At 68.2% G+C, this 18,836-nt stretch carries 15 protein-coding genes; 3 read left to right on the top strand and 12 right to left on the bottom strand.

From position 1 onward, the window contains the following. Positions 1-71 precede the first annotated feature (71 nt). Positions 72-1,685, top strand: a complete 1,614-nt coding sequence (locus tag ACRYRV_RS08925; protein WP_444985365.1) for a BCCT family transporter — start codon at positions 72-74, stop codon at positions 1,683-1,685. 23 nt (positions 1,686-1,708) lie between these two features. Here ACRYRV_RS08925 and ACRYRV_RS08920 read toward each other — a convergent pair whose 3' ends face one another. From ACRYRV_RS08920 to ACRYRV_RS08865, 12 genes are all read right to left on the bottom strand, one after another. Next, positions 1,709-2,683 carry a GlxA family transcriptional regulator gene (locus ACRYRV_RS08920; RefSeq protein ID WP_444985366.1) on the bottom strand — a complete coding sequence of 325 codons (975 nt, stop codon included), beginning with the start codon at positions 2,681-2,683 and terminating at the stop codon, positions 1,709-1,711. Positions 2,684-2,698: 15 nt separating this feature from the next. Then, positions 2,699-3,688 carry a GTP 3',8-cyclase MoaA gene (gene moaA, locus ACRYRV_RS08915; RefSeq protein WP_444985367.1) on the bottom strand — a complete coding sequence of 330 codons (990 nt, stop codon included), beginning with the start codon at positions 3,686-3,688 and terminating at the stop codon, positions 2,699-2,701. Continuing rightward, on the bottom strand, positions 3,685-4,101 hold the full coding sequence (locus ACRYRV_RS08910; RefSeq protein WP_253446834.1) for a putative zinc-binding protein: 417 nt from the start codon (positions 4,099-4,101) through the stop codon (positions 3,685-3,687). Before ACRYRV_RS08910 ends, moaA begins: the two co-directional genes overlap by 4 nt. A gap of 43 nt (positions 4,102-4,144) precedes the next feature. Then, on the bottom strand, positions 4,145-4,888 hold the full coding sequence (locus ACRYRV_RS08905; protein WP_309636641.1) for a Crp/Fnr family transcriptional regulator: 744 nt from the start codon (positions 4,886-4,888) through the stop codon (positions 4,145-4,147). After that, complete coding sequence (locus ACRYRV_RS08900; protein ID WP_444985368.1) at positions 4,848-6,101, bottom strand: molybdopterin molybdotransferase MoeA; 1,254 nt, start codon at positions 6,099-6,101, stop codon at positions 4,848-4,850. The genes ACRYRV_RS08905 and ACRYRV_RS08900 overlap by 41 nt, the downstream gene beginning before the upstream one ends. After that, positions 6,098-6,703, bottom strand: a complete 606-nt coding sequence (gene moaB / locus ACRYRV_RS08895; protein WP_444985369.1) for a molybdenum cofactor biosynthesis protein B — start codon at positions 6,701-6,703, stop codon at positions 6,098-6,100. The genes ACRYRV_RS08900 and moaB overlap by 4 nt, the downstream gene beginning before the upstream one ends. Before the next feature lie 181 nt (positions 6,704-6,884). Continuing rightward, on the bottom strand, positions 6,885-7,706 hold the full coding sequence (locus ACRYRV_RS08890) for a peptidylprolyl isomerase (protein WP_444985370.1): 822 nt from the start codon (positions 7,704-7,706) through the stop codon (positions 6,885-6,887). Between the two features lie 12 nt (positions 7,707-7,718). Then, complete coding sequence (narI, locus tag ACRYRV_RS08885; RefSeq protein ID WP_309636637.1) at positions 7,719-8,408, bottom strand: respiratory nitrate reductase subunit gamma; 690 nt, start codon at positions 8,406-8,408, stop codon at positions 7,719-7,721. A 13-nt stretch (positions 8,409-8,421) separates the two neighbouring features. Next, positions 8,422-9,201 (bottom strand): nitrate reductase molybdenum cofactor assembly chaperone, encoded by a 780-nt coding sequence (gene narJ, locus ACRYRV_RS08880; protein ID WP_309636636.1) that lies wholly within the window; start codon positions 9,199-9,201, stop codon positions 8,422-8,424. Further along, positions 9,194-10,774, bottom strand: a complete 1,581-nt coding sequence (gene narH, locus ACRYRV_RS08875; RefSeq protein WP_444985371.1) for a nitrate reductase subunit beta — start codon at positions 10,772-10,774, stop codon at positions 9,194-9,196. The genes narJ and narH overlap by 8 nt, the downstream gene beginning before the upstream one ends. Further along, a complete protein-coding gene (locus ACRYRV_RS08870) occupies positions 10,771-14,526 on the bottom strand; it encodes a nitrate reductase subunit alpha (protein WP_309636634.1) in 3,756 nt (1,251 codons plus the stop codon). Before ACRYRV_RS08870 ends, narH begins: the two co-directional genes overlap by 4 nt. 213 nt (positions 14,527-14,739) lie before the next feature. Beyond that, complete coding sequence (locus ACRYRV_RS08865) at positions 14,740-16,002, bottom strand: MFS transporter (protein WP_445005893.1); 1,263 nt, start codon at positions 16,000-16,002, stop codon at positions 14,740-14,742. A gap of 138 nt (positions 16,003-16,140) precedes the next feature. Here ACRYRV_RS08865 and ACRYRV_RS08860 point away from each other — a divergent pair, with 138 nt between their 5' ends. Together ACRYRV_RS08860 and narL are read left to right on the top strand one after the other, a co-directional pair. Then, positions 16,141-18,087, top strand: a complete 1,947-nt coding sequence (locus tag ACRYRV_RS08860) for a type IV pili methyl-accepting chemotaxis transducer N-terminal domain-containing protein (protein WP_309636632.1) — start codon at positions 16,141-16,143, stop codon at positions 18,085-18,087. Continuing rightward, positions 18,084-18,749: a two-component system response regulator NarL gene (gene narL / locus ACRYRV_RS08855; protein WP_309636631.1), complete on the top strand. Its 666-nt coding sequence runs from the start codon at positions 18,084-18,086 to the stop codon at positions 18,747-18,749. The genes ACRYRV_RS08860 and narL overlap by 4 nt, the downstream gene beginning before the upstream one ends. Positions 18,750-18,836: the final 87 nt, after the last annotated feature.

Raw genomic sequence — 18,836 nt, 5'->3', positions numbered from 1 at the left:
CAACTCCCCCCCACCGCCCCTCATCGCCGCCCAGCAACGCTTCGCCCAGAGCCGAACTCAACACCGACTACATGGTGACCGAGCTCGCTCAGGGCGGCGTCTTTCAGGGCATGCACAAGGGCATGACGCTGACCAGCGGCGGCCTGGTGCTGCTCTTCGTACTCTTCACCGGGCTCGGCTCGGAGACGGCCGGCAACCTGTTCGGCACGGCACGCACCTGGATCGAGACCACCTTCAGCGGCTACTACCTGGTCACGGTGATGCTGCTGCTGGCGGTCTGCGCCTTCATCGTCTTCAGCCGCTACGGCAGCGTGCGCCTCGGACCCGACGACAGCCGCCCCGAATTCAGCAACTTCGCCTGGCTGGCCATGCTGCTCTCGGCGGGTATCGGCATCGGCATTCTCTTCTTCGGCGTCGCCGAGCCGGTCTTCTACCTGGATGACACCGGCGCCTTCGGCTATCCCAACAACCCCCATGCCGACATGGCCGGCGCCACCGCCATCGGCCACGAGCGGGCCATCGATGCGCTGCGCGTCACGCTCTTTCACTGGGGGCTGCACGGCTGGGCGATCTACGTGATCGTCGGCATGTCGCTGGCCTACTTCGCCTACCGCAAGGGGCTGCCCCTGGCGCTGCGCTCGGCGCTCTACCCCTTCGTGGGCGACCGCATCTTCGGCCCCCTCGGCCACCTCTTCGATATCCTCGGCGTGCTCGGCTGCGTCTTCGGCGTGGCCACCTCCCTGGGCCTGGGCGTCAGCCAGATGGCGGTTGGCCTGGAGCGCCTGGTGGGCGTCGGCTCGGGCCTCTCGACCCAGCTGCTGCTGATCGCCGGGATCTCGGCTATCTCCATCTTCTCGGCGGTCACCGGCGTGCGCCGGGGCATTCGCGTGATCTCGGAGATGAACGTCTGGGTCTCACTGGCCGTGGTAGGGATATTCCTGATCGGCGGCCCCACCCTGTGGCTGATCATGGCCTTCGGCGAGACCCTGCTCGACTACGCCATCAACTTCATCCCCATGGGGCTGTGGCACGCCGACGAGCCGGGCACCGCCGAGTGGCAGCAGGGCTGGACCATCTTCTACTGGGGCTGGTGGCTCGCCTGGGCGCCCTTCGTGGGGCTCTTCATCGCGCGCATCTCCAAGGGGCGCACCCTGCGTGAATTCGTGCTGGGGGTGCTGCTGGTTCCCACCCTGATCATCTTCGTCTGGCTGATCATCTTCGGCGGCAACGCCATGTATCAGGAGCTCCACGCCGCGGGCGGCCCGGGCAGCGCCGGCATCATCGAACTGGTCAACGCCTGGCAGCTGCCGGCGGCGCTGTTCGCCACCGCCGACGGCATCGTCGGCACCGGCGCCTTCGGCTGGCTGCTCTCGGCGATGATGGTGTTCCTGCTGATGAGCTGGTTCGTCACCTCCTCGGACTCCGGCACCCTGGTGCTGACCACCATCCTGTCGCTGGGCGACGAGGAGCCGCCGGCGCGCTTCCGGGTCTTCTGGGGCGTGGTGATCGGCCTGGTCGCCGCGGTGCTGCTGGTGGCCGGCGGCCTCACCGCCCTGCAGACGGCGCTGATCGCCGCCGCCCTGCCGCTGAGCGTGGTGATCCTGGTGATGACCGCCGGCGTGCTGCTCTCGCTGTTCCGCGAGAGCCTCGACGCCAGACGGCGGCGCCGCCTGAACGAGCGGTAGGCCGACCTGGCGGTGTTCCGCCCCTAGCCGCTACCGGCCCGCCGCCGTATCTCGCGCGGCGGCTGGCCGTAGCGCTCCTTGAAGGCGCGGGAGAAGCTGGAAGCGGAGGCGAAGCCGCAGGCCAGGCTCACCGCCAACACGTCGAGGTCGGTCTCGGTCAACAGGTAGTAGGCGCGCCCCAGGCGCAGGCCGAGGTACCAGCCCTGGGGCGTACTGGAAAGGGTGTCGGCAAAGAGCCGCTGCAGCTGGCGCGGGGTGATCCCGCAGCGCCGGGCAATCTCGGCAAGGGACAGCGGCGCCTCGAGATGGCGCTCCATCAGCGCTACCGCCTGCACCAGGCGGCGATTATGGGTACCCAGGCGGCGCGCCAGGGTCATGCGCTGCTGGTCGCTGCGGTTGCGCAGCCGGTCATGGATCAGCTGTTCGGAGACATCCACCGCCAGGCGGGTGCCGTGGCGCCGGGCAATCACCTCCAGGGCCATGTCCATGGCGGCGGCGCCACCGGCACAGGAGAAACGCCGCGGCCCCAGCTCGAACAGCTCGTCGGAGGTCTCGACGGCAGGAAAACGCTCGCGGAACGCCGGCAGGCTCTCCCAGTGCAGGGTGACCCGCTCGCCCTCGAGCAGCCCCGCGGCGGCGAGCAGGAAGCAACCGGTGTCGAGCCCGCCCAGGGCGCAGCCGGCCTGGTCCAGGCGGTGTAACCAGGCCATCAGCGGCCGGCTCAGGTGCGCCTCGGGCGCGAAGCCGCTGCACACCGCCAGGGACGGCAGGGCGTGGATGTCACCCGCCGGCTGGTCGACCATCAGGGTCATGCCGTTGCTGGCGGTGACCGGCTGCCCATCCAGACCGAACAGGGTCCAGTCGAACAGCGGCCGACCGCTGATACGGTTGGCGATGCGCAGCGGCTCAACGGCCGAGAAGAAGGCCATCATCGAGAAGCGCGGCAGCAGCAGGAAGCCCACCGGTTCGGGCAGAGGCCCTGTGTAGTCCAGTCGCACGCGCCCGGCCTCTCGTTACCCGCCCGTCATGTTCATGAAGCGCACCACCTGGACGTCGCCGTCGGTGGTGAAGTGGTGGCGCTCTGGCTTCTTCGTCATGGCGGCGACGATGGCGGCCTTGAGGCGCTCGGCGTCGCCGGGGTGGCGGCGCAGCACGGCGCGCAGGTCCACGGAGTGTTCGTTGCCGAGACAGAGCAGCAGTCGCCCCTCGGCGGTAACGCGCACCCGGTTGCAGGCGTCGCAGAAGTTGTGGCTGTGGGGCGAGATAAAGCCGACCCGGCTCTCGGAGTCCGCCATGCGGTAGTAGCGCGAGGGGCCCAGCGTCGTCTCGGTGGTGGGCACCAGGGCGTGGCGGGGCTCGATGATCCCGCGCACCTCGTCGCTCGAGCAGAAGGTGGAGGCGCGGTCGTGGCCGATCGCCTGGCCCAGCGGCATCTCCTCGATAAAGCTGATATCCACCCGCTCCCGGCGCGCAAACTCGACCAGGTCGAGCACCTCGTCGTCGTTGCGACCCTTGAGGATCACGGCGTTGAGCTTGATGCGCTCGAAGCCGGCCTCCCTCGCGGCACGGATGCCGGCAATCACCCTGGCCAGGTCACCGGTGCGGGTCAGGGCGCGGAAACGCTGCGGGTCCAGGGTGTCGAGGCTGACGTTGAGGCGCTTGAGGCCGCCCTCGCGCAGGGCCCGGGCATGCTTGACCAGGCCGGCGCCGTTGGTGGTCATGGCGAAGTCGCGAAGGCCCGGCAGGGCGCCGACCTCCGACACCAGGGTCTCGATGCCGCGCTTGACCAGGGGCTCGCCGCCGGTGAGGCGGATCTTCTCCACGCCCAGCTCCACGAAGGCGCGGCACAGGGTGGCCATCTCCTCCAGGGTGAGCACCTGGGCGCGGGGCAGGAAGGTCATCTCCTCGGCCATGCAGTAGACGCAGCGGAAGTCGCAGCGGTCGGTGACCGAGAGGCGCAGGTAGCGGACGGTGCGGCCGAAGCCGTCGACGAGGGCGCTCATGCGCGGGCCTTCGCAGGCTCGACGACGGCTTCGGCGTCCATGGGCAGCCGGGCGATCAGTTCGCCCACGTCGCTTGCCACCTCGGCGACGGTAGCCTCGTCATAGAAGTGGCCGCGGCGCTTGCGCAGGCCGCGCTCGTAGAGCCTCACGTGTTCGGTGGGGGCGACGCCGGCATTGGCCAGGCAGTGGCTGGCACAGTGCATCTGGCAGCCGTCGATGGCCACGATGGGCCGACCGGAGCGGGCGGTACGGACCAGGCCCGGCACGCCGCCGCCAACGCCGGCGATGCAGGACATCTCCGCCACGCCGCCGTGATCCAGGCGCAGCGCCACGTCGTTGGCCAGCTGGGCCACGTCGGAGCAGCCGGAGCAGGAGTAGACCAGGGTACGGGGCTTCTTGGTGGCTCGGGACATGGTGCCTCCCTATTCCGATATACGCCCGACGTCCCGAAGGAGGTCAGTCGTCGGTCATCATGAAGTCGCGCAGCTTCTGCTCATCCAGCACGGTGAGCCGCTGGCGATCGATATTGATGGCGCCGCTGTCGCGCAGCTTGGCCAGCAGTCGAGAGAGCGTCTCGGGGGTCATGGCGAGCTGGGCCGCCAGCCAGCGCTTGGGAATCGTCAGGCGCACGACTTTCGGGCTGCGGCTGCGCCCGGAAGGCAGCTGGCGCAGCACATAGCTGACCAGCCGCGACATGGCATCGCCCTGGGTCAGCAGCGCCAGGTCCTCGAGGCGATCGGTGAGCTCCAGTGCCAGGCGGCTCATGAACTCGGCGCGACACTCGGGCTGGCGATCCAGGATCTCCCGGCAGTGCGCCGCCGGGATCGACAGCACATGGGTACGGCGCAGGGCCTCGGAGGAGTAAAGGTAGACGCCCTCCCGGGAGACCATGCTCAGCTCGCCCAGGGTGCCGCCGCGCTCCACGCAGCGAATGGTGGCCATGCGGCCGTCGCCGGCGCTGCGCACCAGGCGCACGGTGCCGCTGATCACGATATGCAGCCACTCGGCCGGGGTGTCCTGGCGAAACAGCCACTCGCGGCTCTTCAGGGTGCGCAGCTCACCGATACCCAGCAGGGCTTCCACCTCTTCATCGGAGAGGCCCGTCAGCCAGGGCACACCGCGCACCAGGTCGCGCAGCTGGCGCGGATTGAACAGCAGCTCAGTCGAGGAACTGGGCTGTGGGGCAGTATCCGTAGGCATGGCCTTTCTCCACATTCTTGTTGGCGTCTATCACCAGGTAGCCATGGGCCTGGCTTGCCGCGCTCAGCATATGGGACCCCTGGCCACCGGCCAGGTGTGCCACCGGCGCTCCGGCACTCCAGTCGAGTACCACCCTGAGCAGTTCGCGACGCCCCTTGGGCCCGCGTCGCGAGAAGCCCGCGGCAACCGGGAACTGCTGAAGCGGTGCCGCCTGGCGGCCCTGGCGCACCTGCACGAAGGGCAGCCCCAGGAACTGCCAACCCACCAGCGAGGCCACGGGATTGCCCGGCAGGGCGATCAGCGGGGTGCCGGTATGCAGGGACTCGCCCAGGTAGCCAAGGGCGAAGGGCTTGCCGGGCTTGATGCCCACGCCGTGAAAGGCAATGCCGCCCAGCCGCTCGATGACCGGGCGCACATGGTCCTCTTCTCCTACCGAAACGCCGCCCGTACAGACTACCAGATCGGCCTCGTCACGGGCCCTGGCAAAGGCCTGATGCAGGTCAAGGGGAGTGTCCGCGATGACGCCCAGATCGAGCACCTCGCAGCCGGACTGGGCCATCAGCGCGCTCAGCATGGCGCGATTGCTGTCATAGACCTGGCCCGGTGCCCGACGGGTACCGGGCTCGATCAGTTCGTCGCCGGTGGAGATCAGCGCGACCTTGAGCCGGCGTATCACCGCCACCTCGCCGACGCCGTGGCTGGCCAGCAGGGCGATGGCCGCGGCGTCCAGGCGGGCGCCGGCGGGCAGCAGCAGCGCACCCCGGCGGGTCTCCTCGCCGCAGCGGCGAATATTGGCCCCCTCCGCGACGTCACCCTCGACGTGCATGCGCCCCTCGGCATCCAGGGTCACCCGCTCCTGGGGGACCACCGCATCGGCGCCCAGGGGTAGCGGCGCACCGGTGAAGATCCGCGCGCAGCCCCCCTCGGGAAGCTCCAGCACGCCGGCCCCGGCCGGCACGCGCAGGGCTACCGGCAGGCCTTCCGGGCCCAGCTCGGCCAGGCGCAGGGCGTAGCCGTCCATGGCGCTGTTGTCGACTCCGGGCATGTCGAGGGTCGCGAGGAGATCCTCGGCCAGCACCCGACGATAGGCCTCACCCAGGGCGACCGTCTCGATGCCGTCGACGGGGCGTGCCGCGGCGACCATGCGGCCGCGGGCGTCGAAGAGGTCGAGCAGCCCGGGAGTCACCACCTCGGCACATCCGCAGCCGCTCATGACTCGGCCTCCTTACGCGACGCCGTGGAGTCGGTCGAGGCACCCTCACTAGGTGGCTGGCGGCTGGCGCAGCGCCGCGCCGCCTCGGGCAGCACCATGGCCACGAAGTTGCAGGGCCGGGTGCGGGCATCGAGCTGGGCGGCCAGGATGCCGTCCCAGGCGGTGGCGCAGGCCTTGGGCGAACCGGGCATGGCGAACACCAGGGTGCGGTCGATCACCCCGCCCACGGCCCGGGACTGGATGGTGGAGGTGCCGATGCTCTCGAGCGACAGGTGGCGGAACAGTTCGCCATAGCCGTCGATGGCCTTGTCAAACAGCGGCATCAGGGCCTCCGGCGTGGTATCGCGCCGGGTGAAGCCGGTCCCGCCGTTCACCAGCACCACCTGGATGTCGTCACGCACCACCCACTTGGAGACCACCGCACGGACGCGATAGATATCATCCGGCACGATGCGCCGCTCCACCAGGGCGTGGCCCGCCTCGGTGAGGCGCTCGGCCAGCAGGTCGCCGCTGCCATCCTCGTCGAACCCTCGGGTATCGGAGACGGTCAGCACGGCGATGCCGAGCGGGGCGAAGGGGGTATTGGCGTGGACATGGGCCATGGGGTCCTCCTGACCGCCCGCGGGACGGGCGGCGGCAAGCAAGAGAAATATCAGCAAGGTGTAGAAATCGCCGAGAAGGATGAAGCGCAAGGCGCAAGGCGCGCAGCAACCGGAGCCTAGTGGTTTCTAGGTGAGGATTGCGAGCGCCGCGCAACGCAGCGATTCGCCTGCGCAGGCATTTCTACTGCATCAGCGAGTTGGCGCTGTCGTCATCCAGGGCAATGCCCTCGACGCCGATCTCCGACTCCAGCACCAGCAGGTAGTGGCGCAGGGAGCGGCGGGTAGACTGCTCGCGCAGGCTGTGACGCACGCGCTCGGCCACCTGCTCATAGGGCAGCTCGCGGCCCTCGACGCGCTCGTCGATGGCGATCAGGTGCCAGCCGTAGCGAGAGGCCAGGGGACGGTCGTGCAGCCCCTCGGGAAGGTGCTGCAGGGCGCGGTCCAGCTCGGCGACGGTCTGGCCCGGGGCCAGCCAGCCCAGCTCGCCGCCCTGCTCCTTGGAGGGGCAGGCGGAGAAGCGCATGGCGAACTCGGTGAAGCGCTCGGGCGAGGACGCGAGCTCCTTGAGCAGCTTCTCGCCCTGGCGGTAGCCGGCATCCCGGGCCTCGGCGTCATCCGGTGCCGCGGCAAGCAGGATATGGCGCACCCTCAGGCGGGTGGGCTCGCTGAAGCGCTCGACGTGGGCGGCGTGGAAGCGGCGACAGTCCTCCTCGGAGGGATCGGGAATGTCGAGCTCCTTCTCGAGCAGGGCGGCGATGGCGGCGTCGCCCTCCTCCAGCGCCTCGCCCGAGACCTCGGCGAGCCCCAGTTCGGCGGCGCGCTGGCGCAGCAGTTCGCGAACCACCAGCGCCCGGGCCGCCTTGAGCTGGGCGGTACCGGCGGAGTCCGCCGGGTGGTACTGCATCTCCTGGGCGATATCGGCTTCCTCGATGGTGACCGCGCCGACCTTGATGGGAGGGGGGCTCGCGCCCCCCGGGATCATCTCGATATCGATCTTCTGCATGGTGATGGCCCCTTAGCCCCGCTTACGCACGAGCTGGTAACGACGGGTGATATAGCCGAGCGGGATGCTCCACACGTGCACCAGGCGCGAGAAGGGGAAGAGCAGGATGATGGTCAGCCCCAGGAAGATATGCAGCTTGTAGATCCAGGAGACGTTCTCCATGTAGGCCGCCGCGCCGCCGCCGAAGAAGACGATGGCCTGGGCCCAGCTGGAGAGGGTGACCATCATCTCGCCGTCCATGTGGCCCAGGGAGAAGAAGATGGTGATCATGCCCAGGAAGGCCTGGAAGACGATCAGCCCGAGGATGGCGGTGTCCATGGTGCTGGAGGAGGCGCGCACCCGCGGGTTGGTGATGCGGCGATGCAGCAGCATGGCGCCGCCCACCAGGCACATGGCCCCGGCGATACCGCCCACCACGATGGCCAGCAGCTGCTTGGTGCCGGCGTGCAGGAAGGGCGAGTAGACCCAGTGCGGCGTCAGCATGCCGAAGAGGTGGCCGAAGAAGATCACGATGATGCCGATATGGAAGAGGTTGCTGGCCAGGCGCATGTTCTTCGACGAGAGCATCTGGCTGGAGCCGGTCTTCCAGGTGAACTGACCGTGGTCGTAGCGCAGCAGGCTGCCGACCAGGAAGACGGTGCCAACCAGGTACGGGTAGTAGCCGTAGATCAGATGGTCGAGATAGGTGCCGAATGCGGACATGGTGATTCTCCTGTTAACGACCCGTCACCGGAGGCATCGCCTCGGGTGAGAGAATGCGAACGGCCTCGCTCTGCACGCCCTGCTTGCGCTCGGCCAGGCGTCGGCCCTCGGCGGACTGCAGGGCGCAGTCCTGGTCGGACTCGGCGGAGAAACGCACCGCCTCCTCTTCCCAGACCGCATCCAGCGCCTCGGGGGTGTCATCGCGGGACTCGCCCTGGACCTCCTCGCGGTGGGCGTCGGCCTCGGCCTCGGCGCCGATCAGCGCCAGCAGCGCGCGCGGCACCAGGGCATGATCGGCACCGCGCTCCTCGAGGCGCGCGGTGATCAGGCCGAGGATATGGCGGATCTCGCCCAGCCAGCGGCCGATCTCGGCTTCCTCTCGGGTGGAGAGGTACTCCAGGAAGATCGGCAGGTAGTCGGGCAGCTCCCGGGCATCCAGCTCGAAGCCGGCGGCCTGGTACTCCGCCATCAGGTCGACCATGGCCTGGCCGCGGTCGCGGGACTCGCCGTGGACGTGCTCGAAGAGCAGCAGCGAGGTGGCGCGCCCCTTGTCGAAGCGGGCCACGTACTCGGACTGCAGCTCGAGCAGGTCGCCGTCGGCGATGCGCTGGCACCAGTCCATCAGGGCGGTGCGCAGCGCCGCCGGCAGGCGGCGCTCCTGGTCGATGATCTCGATCAGCTCGCCGGCCGCGGCCTGGAGCTCCTCGGTGGGGTAGTCGAGCAGGCGGGCCAGCACGCGCAGGCTGCGCATGCCAACCGCCGGCTCGGCCATCTTGTGGGCTGCTTCAGCCATGACGCACCTCCTCGGCTTTCTCGTCGCGCCGCCCATCGCTCTGCGGATCGAAGGATTCCACCGGCTTGACCAGGGTGGTGGTCTGGGAGCGGCCGTTGAACAGGCTCGGCTTGCTCTCGCCGTGGCAGCCATCGCCGAAGGTGAAGCCGCAGCCGCCGCGCTCCGGGAAGGCCTCGGTGGCCATCTCGCGGTGGCTGGTGGGGATCACGAAGCGATCCTCGTAGTTGGCGATGGCCAGGTAGCGGTACATCTCCTCCACCTGAGCCTCGGTCAGCTCGACGTCCTCCAGCACCTCGGCGTTGGCCTGGCCTTCCACGTGCTTGCCGCGCATGTAGAGGCGCATGGCCATCAGCCGCTTGAGCGCCAGCACCACGGGGGCCTCCTCACCGGCGGTGAGCATGTTGGCCAGGTACTTCACCGGGATGCGCAGCGACTCGATCTTCGGCATCACGCCGTCGAACTCGATCTTGCCGGCCTCGGCGGCGGACTGGATCGGCGAGAGCGGCGGCACGTACCAGACCATGGGCAGGGTGCGGTACTCCGGGTGCAGCGGCAGCGCCAGGCCCCACTCCATGGCCATCTTGTAGACCGGGCTCTCCTGGGCGGCCTTGATCACGTTGTCGGTGATGCCGTCCTTCTTCGCCTGGGCGATCACTTCGGGATCGTTGGGATCCAGGAAGATCTCGCACTGGCGATGGTAGAGGTCGCGCTCGTCCGGGGAGCTGGCCACTTCCTCGATGCGGTCGGCATCGTAGAGCAGCACGCCGAGGTAGCGGATGCGGCCCACGCAGGTCTCGGAGCAGATGGTCGGCTGACCGGCCTCGATGCGCGGGTAGCAGAAGATGCACTTCTCCGACTTCCCGGTCTTCCAGTTGTAGTAGATCTTCTTGTAGGGGCAGCCGGAGATGCACATCCGCCAGCCGCGGCACTTGTCCTGGTCGATCAGGACGATGCCGTCCTCCTCGCGCTTGTAGATGGCGCCGGACGGGCAGGAGGCCACGCAGGTCGGGTTGAGGCAGTGCTCGCACAGGCGCGGCAGGTACATCATGAAGGTGTTCTCGAACTGGCCGTAGATATCGGCCTGCACCTTCTCGAAGTTCATGTCGCGGCGACGCTTGGCGAACTCGGTGCCGAGGATCTCCTCCCAGTTCGGGCCCCACTCGATCTTCTTCATGCGCTCGCCGGAGATCAGCGAACGCGGGCGCGCCACCGGCTGGTGCTCACCGATCTTGGCGGTGTGCAGGTGCTCGTAGTCGAAGGTGAACGGCTCGTAGTAGTCGTCGATCTCCGGCAGGTCGGGGTTGGCGAAGATGTTCGCCAGCACCCGCCACTTGCCGCCGATCTTCGGCTCGATCTTGCCGTCCTTGCGGCGCATCCAGCCGCCCTTCCACTTCTTCTGGTTCTCCCACTCCTTGGGATAGCCGATGCCGGGCTTGGTCTCGACGTTGTTGAACCAGGCGTACTCGACGCCCTCGCGGCTGGTCCAGACGTTCTTGCAGGTCACCGAACAGGTGTGGCAACCGATGCACTTGTCGAGATTGAGGACCATGCCTACCTGGGAACGAATCTTCATTTCACGGCCTCCTGCACGTAGTCATTGCCCTCGCCATCCAGCCAGTCGATGTGCTTCATCTTGCGAACCATGACGAACTCATCGCGGTTGGAACCGACGGTGCCGTAGTAGTTGAAGCTGTAGGAGAGCTGCGCGTAGCCACCGATCATGTGGGTCGGCTTCGGGCAGACCCGAGTCACGGAGTTGTGCATGCCCCCGCGGGTGCCGGAGACCTCGGAGCCCGGCACGTTCACCTGGCGCTCCTGGGCGTGGTACATCATCACCATGCCAACCTTGACCCGCTGGCTGACCACCGCACGCGCGGCGATGGAGCCGTTGGCGTTGTAGAGCTCGACCCAGTCGTTGTCCTCGATGCCCACCTCGGCGGCGTCATCCTCGGAGAGCCAGACCACCGGGCCGCCGCGGTTCAGCGTCAGCATCAGCAGGTTGTCCGAGTAGGTGGAGTGGATCCCCCACTTCTGGTGCGGCGTGATGAAGTTCAGCGCCTTGCTCTTGTAGCCGTTGTCGGCCGGTGCCTCGAAGCTCACCAGGGTCTTGGTGTTGATGGGCGGCCGGTAGGTGAGCAGGCTCTCGCCGAAGGCGCGCATCCAGGCGTGATCCTGATAGAACTGCTGGCGGCCGCTCACGGTGCGCCACGGGATCATCTCGTGCACGTTGGTGTAGCCGGCGTTGTAGGAGACGTGCTCGTCCTCGAGGCCGGACCAGGTCGGGCTGGAGATGATCTTGCGCGGCTGGGCGACGATATCGCGGAAGCGGATCTTCTCCTCCTCCTTGTTGATCGCCAGGTGGGTGTGATCCCGCCCGGTGATCTTGGAGAGCGCGTCCCAGGCCTTCACCGCCACCTGGCCGTTGGTCTCCGGCGCCAGCGTCAGGATCATCTCGGCCGCGTCGATGGCGGTCTCGATCTGCGGGCGACCCTTGGAGGAGCCCTCCAGCTTGCGATGGTTGAGCTTGCCGAGCAGTTCCACCTCGGACTCGGTCTTCCAGCTGATGCCCTTGCCGCCGTTGCCGATGCTCTCCAGCAGCGGGCCCACGGAGGTGAAGCGCTCGTAGGTCTCGGGGTAGTTGCGCTTGATCTCGATCAGCGCCGGCATGGTCTTGCCGGGGATCGGCTCGCACTCGCCCTTCTTCCAGTCCAGCACTTCGGGCTGGGCCAGCTCGGCGGGGGAGTCATGCTGATGCGGCAGGGTGACCAGGTCGGTCTCCTCGCCCAGGTGCCCCACGCAGACCCGGGAGAACTCCTTGGCGATGCCCTTGTAGATATCCCAGTCGCTGCGCGACTCCCACGCCGGGTCGGTGGCCGCGGTCAGCGGGTGGATGAAGGGGTGCATGTCCGAGGTGTTGAGGTCGTTCTTCTCGTACCAGGTGGCCGTCGGCAGCACGATGTCCGAGTAAAGACAGGTGGAAGACATGCGGAAGTCCAGCGTGACCACCAGGTCGAGCTTGCCTTCCGGCGCCTCGTCGTGCCACTTCACCTCTTCCGGCTTCTGGCCGCCGAAGTCGCCCAGGTCCTTGCCCTGGATACCGTGGCGGGTGCCCAGCAGGTACTTGAGCATGTACTCGTGGCCCTTGCCGGAGCTGCCCAGCAGGTTGGAGCGCCAGATGAAGAGGTTGCGCGGGAAGTTCTGGGGGTTGTCCGGATCCTCCGCGGCGAAGGCCAGCTTGCCGGCCTTGAGCTGCTCGACGGCATAGTCCTTGGTGGACAGGCCGGCGGCCTCGGCGGCCTTGGCCAGGCGCAGCGGGTTGGCACCCAGCTGGGGCGCGGAGGGCAGCCAGCCCATGCGCTCGGAGCGCACGTTGAAGTCGATCAGGCTGCCGCTGTACTTGCTGTGGTCGGCGAGCGGGGAGAGGATCTCCTTGATCTCGAGCTTCTCGTAGCGCCACTGGGAGGAGTGGTTGTAGAAGAAGGAGGTGGAGTTCATGTGGCGCGGCGGACGGTTCCAGTCCAGGCCGAAGGCCAGCGGGGTCCAGCCGGTCTGCGGGCGCAGCTTCTCCTGGCCGACATAGTGGGCCCAGCCGCCGCCGCTCTGACCGATACAGCCGCACATGATCAGCATGTTGATCAGGCCGCGGTAGTTCATGTCCATGTGGTACCAGTGGTTCATCGCGGCACCCACGATGATCATGGACCGGCCCTGGGTCTTGTCGGCGTTCTCGGCGAACTCCCGGGCGATGCGCGCGACCTGCTCGGCGGGCACGCCGGTGATCTTCTCCTGCCAGGCGGGGGTGTAGGGCTTCACCTCGTCCAGGGAGGTGGCGCCGTCGTCCTCGCCGAAGCCGCGATCGATGCCGTAGTTGGCGCACATCAGGTCGAAGACGGTGACCGCCAGCACGTCGGTGCCGTCGGCCTTCTTCAGGCGCTTGGCGGGCAGGCTGTGGTAGAGCAGCTCGTCGCTGGCCCCGCCGCTCTCGACGTGGTCGAAGTGCTCGTGCTTGAGCCCGCCGAAGTAGGGGAAGGCGACCTTGGCGACGTCGTCGTGGTGGTCGGCCAGGGTCAGCAGCGGCTTGATCTCGTCGCCGGCGGCGTCGCGGGGCTCGAGGTTCCACTTGCCCTCCTCGCCCCAGCGGAAGCCGATGGAGCCGCGCGGCACCACCAGCTGGTCGCGGCTCTCGTCCCAGGCCACGGTCTTCCACTCGGGGTTGTTGTCCTCGCCCATGCCGTCGGCGAAGTCGCTGGCGCGCATCTGCTTGCCCGGCACGTAGCTGCCGTCCTCGCGCTGCTCCAGCTCCACCAGGAAGGGCATGTCGGAGTACTGGCGCACGTACTCGGTGAAGTAGGCGCTGGGCTTCTCGAGGTGGAACTCCTTGAGGATCACATGGCCCATGGCCATGGCGATGGCCGCATCGGTGCCCTGCTTGACCGACAGCCACTCGTCGGTGAGCTTGGAGACCTCGGCGTAGTCCGGGGTGATGGAGACGGTCTTGGTGCCCTTGTAGCGCACCTCGGTGAAGAAGTGGGCGTCCGGGGTACGGGTCTGGGGCACGTTGGAGCCCCAGGCGATGATGTAGCCGGAGTTGTACCAGTCGGCGGACTCGGGCACGTCGGTCTGCTCGCCCCAGGTCTGGGGGCTGGCCGGCGGCAGGTCGCAGTACCAGTCATAGAAGCTCATGCAGACGCCGCCGATCAGCGACAGGTAGCGGCTGCCCGCGGCGTAGCTGACCATGGACATGGCGGGGATCGGCGAGAAGCCGATGATGCGATCCGGGCCGAACTGCTTGGCGGTGTAGACGTTGGAGGCGGCGACCAGCTCGTTGAGCTCGTCCCAGTTGGCCCGCACGAAGCCGCCCATGCCCCGGGCGCGCTTGTACTGCTTGGTCTTGGCGGGATCCTCGACGATGGAGGCCCAGGCGTCGACCGGGTCCTTCTTCTCCTTGAGGGCGTCGCGCCACAGCTTGAGCAGCGGCTTTCTGATCAGCGGGTACTTGAGGCGGTTGGCGCTGTAGAGGTACCAGGAGTAGCTGGCGCCCCGCGGGCAGCCGCGCGGCTCGTGGTTGGGCAGGTCCGGGCGGGTGCGCGGGTAGTCGGTCTGCTGGGTCTCCCAGGTGACCAGGCCGTTCTTGACGTAGATCTTCCAGCTGCAGGAGCCGGTGCAGTTCACCCCGTGGGTGGAACGCACGACCTTGTCATGCTGCCAGCGCTGACGATAGCTGTCCTCCCAGCCGCGCGACTCCTCGCGGGTCTCGCCATGCTCGTTGGCGAAGGGCTCGCGGGCCTTGCGGAAGAAGTTCAGCCGATCAATGAAGTGACTCATGGTCGATCTCCAGGCTTCTTGGAAAGTGGGTGTGACCGCCCTGGGCCACCCGGCCTGCCGTGCGGCGCGACGCAATGGACCGCACGCCAGGCAGGAACCTTGGGGATGATTCTGGGCGAAGGCGCCGCGGATTACTGCGGGTTTACCTCCATATACCGCCCCTCTACCCCCAAGGTGATAGACCCGCCGAACCAGGGGGATAAGCCCGGCGGTTCAGGCCTGTTGGCCGCGGCCGCTGGCGTGGTCCCAGACCATCAGCAGCATGCAGGCCACCAGCGAGCCGTAGAGGAACATGAAGCCGGCGGTGCGGATGCCGATCCACTCGTTGCCGACCACAAAGACCAGCGGCAGCAGCGCCGCAAAGAGCCCACCCAGGGTCATGGCCAGGCCGCCCACCAGGGGCATCCGGTCGCGGTGATCGCGATGAATCAGCCGCATCAGGCTGCCCTTGCCGATCCCCATGGCAGCGCCCATGGCTACCAGCAGCAGCAGGAAGCCCCACAGCGGCGCCTCGTAGTGCAGGATGATGGGAGCATGTACCCCCTCCACCTGCATGACGAAGGGGGGATAGGAGAGCAGGAAGAGACAGACCAGCACGAAGGCGCTGACCCACCAGCGCAGGGCTCGGAAGTCGCGCCGGTCGGCCCAGGCGCCACCGACGATCTGCCCGCCCCCCACCGCCAGGACGAAGGGCACCGCCGTCAGGGCGGCCTGCTTGAGGGGAAGCGCGTACTGGGCGCTCAGGTAGGCGGGCAGCCACAGCGCCAGGGCCAGGAAGGCGCCGTAGAAGAAGCTGTAGACCACCGCCAGTCGCCAGAGCTGCCAGCTGGCCAGCTGACGCAGCATGCCGAGCGTTGAGCACTGCCCGGGCAGCGGGGCCTCCGGCGCCGGATCATCGTCGGTAAAGAGCCACAGCAGCGCGGCCACCGCCAGCACCGGCAGGAGATAGAGGAGCGGCGCGACCCGCCAGCCGTAGGCCTGGCTGATCAGCGGCAGCAGCAGGTAGCTGAGCCCGGCCCCCACCATGCCGGCGCCGTAGAGCCCCAGCGCCAGGCCGGCGTGGCGGCGCGGACAGAGCCCCGCCACATAGGCCAGCCCCGCCGACAGCGACCCGGCCCCCAGGCCGAGGCCGGCGCCCACCAGCAGCAGATGGGGGTAGTCGCGGGCCTGGGAGAGACCCCACAGGAAAGGACAGATCAGCAGCAGGCAGGCGATCATCACCCGGCGCCCGCCGAAGCGCCTGGCCAGTGCCGCCATGGGCAGCGACGCCAGCCCACCAACGGCCATGGGCGTGGCCAGCAGCAGCGCAAAGCGTGCCTCGCCGAAGCCGAGCACCCCCTTGAGCTCTACCCCCAGCACCGCAAAGATGGTCCAGCTGGCGAACACCAGCGCAAAGGCCAGCGGCGCGAGCAGCACGACGGCCAGGGGCCGATGGCCCCCGGCAGGATCCAGGTCTGGCTGATAGGCAGCAGGCATCATGGCGGGCCGGGGAACGAAAGGTGTCTGGACAAGTCTCCGTAGGGGAACCCACCGGGTCAAAGGGGCATAGGGGGTATGCGTTATACCCCCATGGGTGTAGTAGACTGGTACTCTCCTGAACGATCGCGAGGCGCAATGAAACTGCTGCGACACTCCCTGGTGGCTCGGATCATCGCCTCGTTGCTGGCCGTCAGTGCCCTGGCGCTGGTCAGCATCGTGGTGACCATGACGGTGGCTTCGGACAGCCGCGGCGACGCTGCGGCCATCAACATGGCCGGCTCGCTGCGCATGAACACCTACCAGATCGTCAGCGCCCTGCAGCGTTACGAACAGCAGCCCAGCGAGACGGCTCGAGCGCGAGTCACCGAGCTGGCCGAGCGCTTCGAGCAGCGCCTGGCCAGCCCCGAGCTCACCGATGCCCTGCCCCGGGCCCAGGACCACCAGCTGCAGCATCAGCACCGCCAGCTCCAGGCACGCTGGGCCGAGGAACTGGCCCCCCAGGTCTCGCTGGCCGCCGCCGGCGGCAACGTCGCGCCCGACGCCCTGCGCGAGACCCTCGATGAGCTGGTCGCCGAGATCGACGCCATGGTCACCCTGCTCGAGCAGAACAGCGAGTCGAAGATCCAGCTGCTCAGCGCCCTGCAGATCCTCTTCCTGGGACTCACCGCCGTGGTGGTGGTGATCGCCCTCTACGATATTCGCCACAACCTGGTGATGCCATTGCGCCACCTGGTGGTGCTGGCCCGGGAGGCCGCCCACCGCAACTTCGGCCACCGCACCCGGCTCACCGGCAACGATGAGCTGGCCCTTCTGGGGCGCACCTTCGACACCATGGCCGAGGAGCTCGGCGCCAGCTACGCCGAGCTGGAGTCGCGCGTCTCCAGCAAGAAGGCGGAGCTCGAGCGCAGCAACCGCGCCATGCAGGTGATGCACGACGGCAGCCGCGCCCTCTACGGCGGCGGCAACGACCTCTGCGCCAGCGCCGCCCCCATGCTGCGCCGCCTGGAGCAGCTGCTGGAGATCGGCCCCATCCGGCTCTCCCTCAACGACCCCCATGACGAGCGCGAGATCCCGATACTGGCCACCCACTCCGCGCGCCGCCCCGAGTACTGTCGCGACCACGACTGCCACGCCTGCCTGATCGACCCCCAGCCCCTCAGGCTGCAGGGAACCGAGGCCGGCGAGTGCCTGCTGCTGCCGGTCAGCGTGGGCGACCTGATGCTGGGCACCCTGGAGGTATGGCACCCGAAAGAGGCACCGCTGACCGACAGCGTGCGCCGCCTGCTCAACGCCCTGGCCGACCAGCTGGCCACCGCCGTCTACCTGCAGCGGCGCATCGAGGAGCAGCAGCAGGTGACGCTGATGAACGAGCGCACCATCATCGCCCGGGAGCTCCACGACTCCCTCGCCCAGTCGCTCTCCTACCTGAAGATGCAGGTGGCCAGGCTCGAGCGCATGCAGGCCAAGGGGGTGGGGCCGGAGACCCAGGCCCCGGTATTCGACGAGCTGCGCACCGGCCTGGACAGCGCCTACCGCCAGCTGCGCGAGCTGCTCACCACCTTCCGCCTCAAGCTGGAGGGGCCGGGGCTTGCCAGCGCCCTGCACCAGACCGTGGAGGAGTTTGGCGAGCGCCTGAAGGCCCCGATCGATCTGAGCGTCGACCTGCCGCCCCACCTGCTCAACCCCAACGAGGAGATCCACGTGCTGCAGGTGGTGCGGGAGTCCCTGGCCAACGTGGTCAAGCACGCCAACGCCCACTGGGTGGCGGTATCGGTCACCTTCCGCAGCGCCCGACTCCATGTCACCATCGAGGATGACGGCGTGGGCCTCGAGGACGACAGCTCGCCGCCCATGCACTACGGGCTGGTGATCATGCGCGACCGCGCCGAGACCCTGGGCGGGGAGCTGACCCTGCGCAACCGCGAAGGCGGCGGCACCCGGGTCGAGCTGGTCTTCACCCCCCAGACCGCCCGCCTGATCAGCCAGCACGTCGGCAAGGCCAGCGTGCCCGCCACTCCCGTCGACCCTCACGACGACACCATCGCCACCGATCGTCACGGCCACAGGAACATCGCAGGATGACCGACAAGACCACCGACGCCCCCGCCAGCATCCTGATCATCGACGACCATCCGCTGCTGCGCCGCGGCGTCTCCCAGCTGCTTGAGCTGGAAGACGACATGACGCTGATCGGCGAGGCCGGCGAGCCCGAGGAGGGCATTCGCCTGGCCCTGGAGCTGGACCCCGACATGGTGCTGCTCGACCTCAACATGCCCGGCCTGAACGGCATCGAGACCCTCAAGCGGCTGCGTGACCAGGGCTTCGCCGGCCGGGTGGTGATGTTCACCGTCTCCGACCACGAGGAGGACGTGGTGGCCGCCCTGCAGGGCGGCGCCGACGGCTACCTCCTCAAGGACATGGACCCGGACGAGATGATCCGCCAGCTGCGCCAGGCGTCGCTCGGGCGCATGGTGATCAGCGAGAGCCTCACCGCCCTGCTGGCCGAGGCGCTGCGCAGCCAGCGCAGCCAGCCGGCCGCCCCGGATATCCACAGCCTGACCCAGCGGGAGCGCGAGATCCTGCGCGAGCTGGCCGGCGGCCTCTCCAACAAGATGATCGCCCGCAGGCTCGACATCACCGAGGGCACGGTGAAGGTGCACGTCAAGCACCTGCTCAAGAAGCTCAACCTGCGTTCCCGGGTCGAGGCCGCCGTATGGGCGGTGCAGGAGGGGGTAGACCGCTGATTTCAGAGGTTCTGTGTGGATACCTCCAAATAATCCGGGGGCATCGCCAGCCCCCCCACGCCCGGCCCCCTTCCCCATAAAGCCTTT

Source organism: Halomonas mongoliensis (genome assembly GCF_052496345.1).
Note: the sequence above shows the minus strand (reverse complement) of the source record. Positions and strands in the feature narration are given on the sequence as shown.